This is a genomic window from Georgenia sp. 311 (assembly GCF_006151955.1).
GTDB lineage: Bacteria > Actinomycetota > Actinomycetes > Actinomycetales > Actinomycetaceae > Oceanitalea > Oceanitalea wutianyii.
The window spans coordinates 6,069-13,874 of sequence record NZ_VDFS01000045.1 but is presented as its reverse complement, the minus strand read 5'-3'; the positions used below and the strand labels follow the sequence as shown (position 1 = coordinate 13,874).

Below are 7,806 nucleotides of genomic sequence, written 5' to 3'. Positions count from 1 at the left end.
CCCTGCCGGGCCGGCGGGCATGACGCCGTCCCGCCGCGGTGGCAGGGCCACCCCGGCGGGACGGGCGGAGCGGGTCAGGCGCGGGCGAGCAGCCGCTCGGCGAGCAGCTCGGCGATCTGGATGGTGTTGAGCGCGGCGCCCTTGCGCAGGTTGTCGCCGACGACGAACAGGGCCAGGCCGCGCCCGCCCTCGACGCTCTGGTCCTGGCGGATGCGCCCGACGAACGTCGCGTCCTGCCCGGCCCCCGCGAGGGGGGTCGGGACGTCGGCGAGCTCGACGCCGGGAGCGCCGGCGAGGAGCTCACGAGCCCGCTCGGGCGTGATCGGACGCTCGAACTCGGCGTTGACCGACAGGGAGTGGCCGGTGAAGACCGGGACGCGCACGCACGTGCCGGAGACGGCGAGGTCGGGCAGGCCGAGGATCTTGCGCGACTCGTTGCGCAGCTTCTGCTCCTCGTCGGTCTCCTCGCTGCCGTCGTCGACGATGCTGCCGGCGAGCGGGACGACGTCGAAGGCGATCGGCGCGACGTAGGTCTGCGGCTCGGGGAGCGTGACCGCGGAGCCGTCGTGGACGAGCGCCGTCGGGTCCTGCTCGACGGCGGCACGCACCTGCGTGTCGAGCTCCCGCACACCGGCGAGCCCGGAGCCGGAGACGGCCTGGTAGGTCGACACGACGAGGCGCTTGAGCCCGGCCTCCTCGTGGAGCACCTTGAGGGTGGGCATCGCGGCCATGGTCGTGCAGTTCGGGTTGGCGACGATCCCGGTGGGGATGTCCTCCAGCGCCTCGGGGTTGACCTCGGAGACGACGAGCGGCACCTGGGGGTCCTTGCGCCACGCCGAGGAGTTGTCGACGACGAGCGCGCCCGCCGCGGCGAAGCGCGGGGCCTGCTCCTTGGACGTCGCGCCGCCCGCGGAGAACACCGCGATGTCGATGCCGGCGAGGTCCGCCGTCGCGACGTCCTCGACGACGACGTCCTGGCCCTTCCACGGGAGGGTCGTGCCCGCGGAGCGCGCCGAGGCGAAGTAGCGGATGCTCGCGACCGGGAAGTCGCGCTCCTCGAGGATGCGGCGCATGACCGCGCCGACCTGTCCGGTCGCGCCGACGACGGCGAGGTTGACGCCGCGTGCCTGCTCGCTCATCGGCCCGTCCCCCCGTACACAACGGCCTCGGACTCGCTGCTGTCGAGGTCGAAGGCGGTGTGGACGGCGCGGACGGCGCCGTCGAGGGACTCGGCTCGGGTGACGACCGAGATGCGGATCTCGGAGGTGGAGATCATCTCGATGTTGATGCCCGCGTCGGACAGTGCCCCGAAGAGGCGGGCGGAGACGCCCGGGTGGGAGCGCATGCCGGCGCCGACGAGGGAGAGCTTGCCGATCTGGTCGTCGTAGCGCAGGTCGGAGTAGCCGAGGTCGCCGGCGGCGGCGCGCAGCGCGGCGAGCGTGCTCGGGCCGTCGGCCTCCGGGAGGGTGAAGGAGATGTCGGTGAGGCCGGTCGCCGCGGAGGAGACGTTCTGGACGATCATGTCGACGTTCGCCCCGGCCTCGGCCACGACGGCGAACAGGCGGGCGGCCGCGCCGGGCACGTCGGGCACACCCATGACGGTGATCTTGCCCTGGCTGCGGTCGTGGGCGACCCCGGCGATGATCGGCTCTTCCATACTGCTTTCCTCCGAGGAGTCGTCGGTGCGGATCCAGGTCCCGATCTTGTTGGAGAACGAGGACCGCACGTGGATGGGCACCCCGTAGCGGCGGGCGTACTCCACCGCGCGCAGGTGCAGGATCTTGGCGCCGTGCGCCGCCATCTCCAGGGTCTCCTCGCTGGTGATGTCGGTGATCTGGCGGGCGGTGGGGACGATGCGCGGGTCGGCGGTGAACAGGCCGTCGACGTCGGTGTAGATCTCGCACACGTCGGCACCCAGCGCCGCGGCGAGGGCGACGGCGGTGGTGTCCGAGCCGCCGCGGCCGAGCGTCGTCACGTCCATCGTCTCGCTCACGCCCTGGAAGCCGGCGACGATCGCCACGCCGCCCTCCTCGATCGTCCGCGCGATGCGCTCGGGCACCACACCGACGATCGAGGCCTTGCCGTGCGCGGCGTCGGTGAGGACGCCGGCCTGCTGGCCGGTGTAGGAGCGGGCCTCGACACCGAGCTCGGAGATCGCCATGGCGAGCAGCGACATCGAGATGCGCTCACCGGCGGTGAGGAGGATGTCGAGCTCACGCTCGGAGGGGCTGTCGGTGACCGAGGCGGCGAGGTCGAGCAGCTCGTCGGTCGTGTCGCCCATGGCCGAGACGACCACGACGACGTCGTTGCCCGCTTCCTGGGTCTCCACGATGCGTTTCGCGACGCGCTTGAGGCTGGTGGCGTCGGCGACGGACGAACCGCCGAACTTCTGCACGACTAGGGGCACGAGAGGAGCTCCGCTGGTGGTGGTGTGCACGAGGAGCCGCCGCGAGCGGCACGGCCCCGGAACGCGCCACAGTCTAGCGGTCCCGCATCGTGGGCCTCCTGGAGTCCGCGTGGTGGGAAGGGCCGGCGGCTCAGCGGGTGAGGACGTCCCAGCCGAGGCGGGTGATGAGGGCGAGGACGACGACGAGGAAGACGACCCGGATGAACCCACTGCCCTTGGCCACGGCCATCCGCGCACCGATGTAGCCGCCGGTGAGGTTGGCGAGGCCGAGCGCGAGGCCGAGGCCCCACAGCACCGCGCCGTAGGGCACGAAGAAGATGAGCGCGCCGAGGTTGGTCGCGAAGTTGACGATCTTCGCCAGCGCCGTGGCCGGGAGGAAGGCGTAGCCGAGGACGGAGACGAGGCTGATGACGAGGAAGGTGCCGGTGCCGGGGCCGAGCAGCCCGTCGTAGGCGCCGATCATCAGGCCGAGGCCGGCGGCGGCGAGGTGGTGGCCCCGGCCGGTCCACCGCAGGTCGGTCTGCGCGCCGATGCGCGGGCGGGCGATGGTCCAGGCGGCGACCGCGACGAGGACGACGAGGATGATCGGGGTGAACAGCTCGGCGGGGATCTGGGCGGCGAGCGCCGCCCCGCCGACGGCGCCGGTGAGCGCGGCGAGCGCCATCGGTGCCGCGGTCCGCAGGTCCGGGCCCACCCGCCGGTAGTAGGTGAGCGAGCTGACCGACGTGCCCATGATCGAGCCGACCTTGTTCGTCGCGAGCGCCTCGACGGGGCTGATCCCCGGGACGAGCAGGAGGGCCGGTAGCTGGATGAGGCCCCCGCCCCCGACGACGGCGTCGACCCACCCCGCGGTGAGGGCGGCGAGCAGGAGGAGGACGAGGGTGAGCACGTCCAGGTCGGGAGGCACGGGGCACATCCTGCCTCACGTCGGCCCGGGCCGGGCCGACCGTCCGGTCAGTCGATCTCGGCGTGCAGCGCGTCGAACTCGGCGTCGGCGGCGACGTCGGCGGGGACGTCGAGGCGCACGTGCGAGAGGACGGACAGGAGGGTGCGCAGCGCCGACGCCGCCCGGTCACCCCAGTTGGACAGGTAGGAGAACTGCCACCACCACAGCGCCTCGACGTCGTTGCCCGCCCGGTGGTGCTGCAGCCCCTGGCGCAGGGCGTGAGCGACCTCGGCGAGGTCGGCGGAGAGGGTGGCGGTGACGGAGACGTTGTCGACGAGCGGGTCGGGCACCTCGCGGTACTCGTCCAGGCCCTCGAGGAGGTTCGCCAGGCCGAGGCGCAGCGGGTCGGTGTCGGGCTCGGTGCCGTCGTCGGGCTCGAAGCGCTCGGGCGGGACGACGTCGACCACCGCGCCGAGACGGGCGCCGGCGGCCGAGAGGTCGGCGACGGCGAGCAGCAGGAGGGACATCGCGGCGTCGGGGTGCGCGCCCGCGGCGACCTCGGTGACCGTGGCGAGGTAGCGCTCGGACTCGGCGGCCATGGCCGCGGCGAGGGCGCGCAGGTCGGCGACCTCGGCCGCCTCGGCGGCCCGGACGGGGTTGTGCTCAGGCATCGATCCTCCTACGTCCCTCGAACGCGCGGCCGAGGGTGATCTCGTCGGCGTACTCCAGGTCCCCGCCGACCGGCAGCCCGGAGGCCAGCCGGGAGACGGGCACGCCCATGCCCCGCAGCATTCGCGCGAGGTAGGTGGCGGTGGCCTCCCCCTCGATGTTCGGGTCGGTGGCGAGGATGACCTCGGTGACCGTCCCGTCCGCGAGGCGCGTCATGAGCTCGCGGATGCGCAGGTCGTCGGGTCCGATGCCGTTGATCGGGTTGATGGCGCCGCCGAGCACGTGGTACTTCCCGCGGAACTCGCGGGTGCGCTCGATGGCGACGACGTCCTTGGCCTCCTCGACGACGCACAGGACGTCGCTGCTGCGGCGGGGGTCGGAGCAGATGCGGCACAGCTCCGCCTCGGAGACGTTGCCGCACACGGCGCAGAAGCGGACCTTGGACTTCACCTCGGTGAGCGCGTGGGCGAGGCGCTCGACGTCGACGGCGTCGGCGGCCAGGACGTGGAACGCGATGCGCTGCGCGCTCTTGGGTCCGACCCCGGGGAGTCGCCCGAGTTCGTCGATGAGGTCCTGGACCGCGCCTTCGTACACACGACCAGCCTACGTCCCCCCACCCACACGAGGTTGCCGCCTGGCCCGGACGCGCCCCACAACTCCCCTGTCGTGCACAACTCCGCTGTCACGCACAACTCCGCTGTCACGCACAACTCCGCTCTCGCGGACGGAATCCCTCCCCCTCTCCCCCGCGAGAGCCGGGTTCCGCACGAGAGCGGAGTTCCGCACGAGAGCCGGGTTCCGCACGAGAGCGGACTTCCGCACGAGAGCCGAGTTCCGCACGAGAGCCGAGTTCCGTGCGAGAGCCGAGTTCCGTGCGAGAGCCGAATTCTGCTCGGGAGCGGGGTTCCGGGCGGTCAGTCCTCGGAGATGATCGTCCCGCCGAGCATCCGCTCGATGAGGGGCGCCCCGACGAGACCGGAGTTCTCGGCGTCGGGGTCGTCCATGCTCGGGGTGTCGTCCGCCGGGGCGACCATCCGCCGGCTCTCCGGCGCGGAGGCCGCGCTCTGGGCCGAGCCGCCGGGGGCGTGCCGCTCCCACGGGCGCTCGCCGGACCGCTGCCCCTGCTCGGGCGCGGCCTGGGCGCGGCGCGGCGCGGGAGGAGCCGCGTCCTCGGGGCTGGGCACGGAGGGGCCCGGGTCCGGCGGGAAGGAGTCGGCGTCCGGCTCGGGCGGGCCGGACCAGGCCTCGGACGCTCCAGGCTCGGCCGGGCTCGCGGCGGAGGGGCCGGGGGCGCCCTCGTCGGACGGGCTCGCCACCGGGGCGCCGGGGCTGTCGGGCTGCGGGGCGGCGGGCGTCGCCGGTGCGGGTGTGGCCGGTGCCGGGGCGGCGGGGGCCGGTGCTGCCGGGGCCGACCATCCCTGCTCGGCGGGGGGCTGGCCCGCCGCGCTCCAGCCGCCGGCGGCGTACGGCATCCCCTGGTCGCCGCCCTCGGCCGCCTGGCTGAGCACCGCCTCGATGCGCAGCTGGACGCCGAGCGTCTCGAGCAGCGCCCGCTGCAGGGCGTCGGCGTGGGTGCCGGTGCGGAAGGTGTGGGCGAGCCCGCCGGTGTTGAAGGCCAGGTGGAGCACACCCCCGGACACCTCACCGACGTGCGCGTTCTGCGAGACGAGGGTCCACGTCGTGCGCTTGAAGCGGGCGAGGGTCGCGAGGACCTCGTTCCAGCGGCGACGGACGAGGTCCGCGTCGGGGCCGGCCTGGCCCCCCGCGGGCTGGACGGGGGTGTCCGGCGACGTCGCTGGGGGCGCCGCGGCAGCCGCGGACGGCGCCTCGTGACGCTGCCAGGCGCTCGCGCGCTGCGCCGGCGCCTCGCTCGTGGCCGGGGTCGGCTCGGGAGCCGGGGCGGGACGGGACGGTTCGCGGGACGCCCGGGTCTGCTCCTGCGAGCCGGCGGCCTCCTGCTGCTTCGCGGGCGCGCCGGTCGCCCGGGGCGACGCGGTGTCCTCGCTCGCACCGCCCGCGGGCGGTCGGTCGGGGGACGGCGCCGGACGCTGCGTGGCGGGCGGCTCGTGCTGCGTGCGCTCCTGCCGCGCGGGCGGCTCGGTGGGCGGGGTCTGCGGCGTCGCCGAGTCCGCCGGGGCGGTCACGGGCCGGGCGGGACCGCGCGTCGGCTCCACACGCGTCTGCGAGACGGACGGGGAGGTGACGGGCTCGGCGGGACCGCGCGTCGGCTCCACGGGCGTCTGCGAGGCGGTCTGCCCACCCGCAGCGGACGGGGACGCAGGGGCGGGCGCGGGCCGCTGGGCTGCCGGAGGAGCGGGCTGCACGGCCGCAGGGGCGGACGCGGCGGACCCACCGGCGGACAGGTACCGCTCGATGCGGTCCAGGCGCGCGCCGAACCCGCGGCCGGCGTCGTCGGCAGCGGGCAGGAGCAGACGCGCGCACAGCAGCTCGAGCTGCAGACGCGGGGAGGTCGCGCCGCTCATCTCGGTGAGGGCGTCGTTGACGAGGTCGCCGGCCCGGGAGAGCTCGGCCGGGCCGAGCTGCTGGGACTGCACGCGCATCCGCTCGAGCTGGTCGGCGGGCACGGAGCGGAGCACCGCGGCCGCATGGTCCCCGGACACCGCGATGATGACGAGGTCGCGGATCCGCTCGAGGAGGTCCTCGGCGAAGCGCCGCGGGTCGTGCCCGGAGTCGATGACGCGGTCGACCACGCGGAAGAGGCTCGCGCCGTCACGGGCCGCGAGGGCGTCGACGACGTCGTCGAGCAGGGTGGCGTGGGTGTAGCCGAGGAGCGCGACGGCGCGCTCGTAGCTGACCTCGCCGTCCTGTGCGCCGGCGATGAGCTGGTCGAGCACCGACAGCGAGTCACGCACGGAGCCGCCGCCGGCCCGCACGACGAGGGGCAGCACGCCGGTGGCCACCGCCACACCCTCGGCGGCGCACAGCTCCTCGAGGTAGCCCTGCAGCCGCTCGGGTGGCACGAGCCGGAAGGGGTAGTGGTGGGTGCGCGAGCGGATGGTCCCGATGACCTTCTCCGGCTCCGTCGTCGCGAAGACGAACTTCACGTGCGCCGGGGGCTCCTCGACGAGCTTGAGCAGGGCGTTGAAGCCCTGGCTCGTCACCATGTGGGCCTCGTCGATGATGAAGATCTTGTAGCGGTCACGGGCCGGGGCGAAGGCGGCCCGCTCACGCAGCTCGCGGGCGTCGTCGACACCACCGTGCGACGCCGCGTCCATCTCGACGACGTCGAGCGAGCCCGCGCCGTCGCGTGCGAGGTCGACACAGCTCGGGCACGTCCCGCACGGGGTGTCGGTGGGCCCCTCTGCGCAGTTGAGGCAGCGCGCGAAGATCCGGGCCGACGTCGTCTTCCCGCAGCCGCGCGGGCCGGAGAAGAGGTAGGCGTGGGTGATCCGGTCGCCGCGCAGCGCGGCGCGGAGCGGGTCGGTGACGTGCTCCTGCCCGATGACGTCCGCGAAGGTCTCGGGCCGGTAGCGGCGGTACAGGGCGGTGCTCACCCGAAGAACTCTAGGCGTCTTCGAGCCCGCGTGGGGCCGCCGTGTGGATGCCCACGCGGACATGCGAGGACCCCTCGCGCACCCGCCAGAGCCCACCTGCCCTTGCTGCCTTCCGGCCCTGGGGGAGTTCAGTGGGGTGACGCCACGCGAGGGGTCGGCGACCAGTCTAACCGACGCGCGCAGTGAGGGATGCCGCACACCTGTGGTCGGCGGTTCGATCGGCGCCCCGACCTCGGGTACCCTCTACACAGCCAGGAGGATTCGCCTAGTGGCCTATGGCGCACGCTTGGAAAGCGTGTTGGGTTAACGCCCTCGGGGGTTCGAATCCC

General features: G+C 74.1%; 6 protein-coding genes and 1 other RNA gene. All 7 read right to left on the bottom strand.

What is annotated here, in order from left to right; translation table 11 throughout:
* Positions 1 to 74 precede the first annotated feature (74 nt).
* The gene (locus tag FHE66_RS09570; RefSeq protein ID WP_139072736.1) at positions 75 to 1,139 is read right to left on the bottom strand and encodes an aspartate-semialdehyde dehydrogenase; all 1,065 of its coding nucleotides are present in this window, start codon (positions 1,137 to 1,139) and stop codon (positions 75 to 77) included.
* On the bottom strand, positions 1,136 to 2,407 hold the full coding sequence (locus FHE66_RS09565; protein ID WP_139072735.1) for an aspartate kinase: 1,272 nt from the start codon (positions 2,405 to 2,407) through the stop codon (positions 1,136 to 1,138). The genes FHE66_RS09570 and FHE66_RS09565 overlap by 4 nt, the downstream gene beginning before the upstream one ends.
* Positions 2,408 to 2,537: 130 nt before the next feature.
* Positions 2,538 to 3,314 carry a TSUP family transporter gene (locus FHE66_RS09560; RefSeq protein ID WP_255303676.1) on the bottom strand — a complete coding sequence of 259 codons (777 nt, stop codon included), beginning with the start codon at positions 3,312 to 3,314 and terminating at the stop codon, positions 2,538 to 2,540.
* A 47-nt stretch (positions 3,315 to 3,361) separates the two neighbouring features.
* Positions 3,362 to 3,964, bottom strand: a complete 603-nt coding sequence (locus tag FHE66_RS09555; protein ID WP_139072733.1) for a DUF5063 domain-containing protein — start codon at positions 3,962 to 3,964, stop codon at positions 3,362 to 3,364.
* Complete coding sequence (recR, locus tag FHE66_RS09550; RefSeq protein WP_139072732.1) at positions 3,957 to 4,556, bottom strand: recombination mediator RecR; 600 nt, start codon at positions 4,554 to 4,556, stop codon at positions 3,957 to 3,959. Before recR ends, FHE66_RS09555 begins: the two co-directional genes overlap by 8 nt.
* 320 nt (positions 4,557 to 4,876) lie before the next feature.
* Positions 4,877 to 7,477 (bottom strand): DNA polymerase III subunit gamma and tau, encoded by a 2,601-nt coding sequence (locus tag FHE66_RS09545; protein WP_139072731.1) that lies wholly within the window; start codon positions 7,475 to 7,477, stop codon positions 4,877 to 4,879.
* A gap of 62 nt (positions 7,478 to 7,539) precedes the next feature.
* Positions 7,540 to 7,636: signal recognition particle sRNA small type (ffs, locus tag FHE66_RS09540), an RNA gene on the bottom strand.
* Positions 7,637 to 7,806 lie beyond the last annotated feature (170 nt).

Excerpts from the sequence above, each read along its gene's own strand:
- FHE66_RS09570 (WP_139072736.1), bottom strand. The coding sequence starts at position 1,139 with ATGAGCGAGCAGGCACGCGGCGTCAACCTCGCCGTCGTCGGCGCGACC.
- FHE66_RS09555 (WP_139072733.1), bottom strand. The coding sequence starts at position 3,964 with ATGCCTGAGCACAACCCCGTCCGGGCCGCCGAGGCGGCCGAGGTCGCC.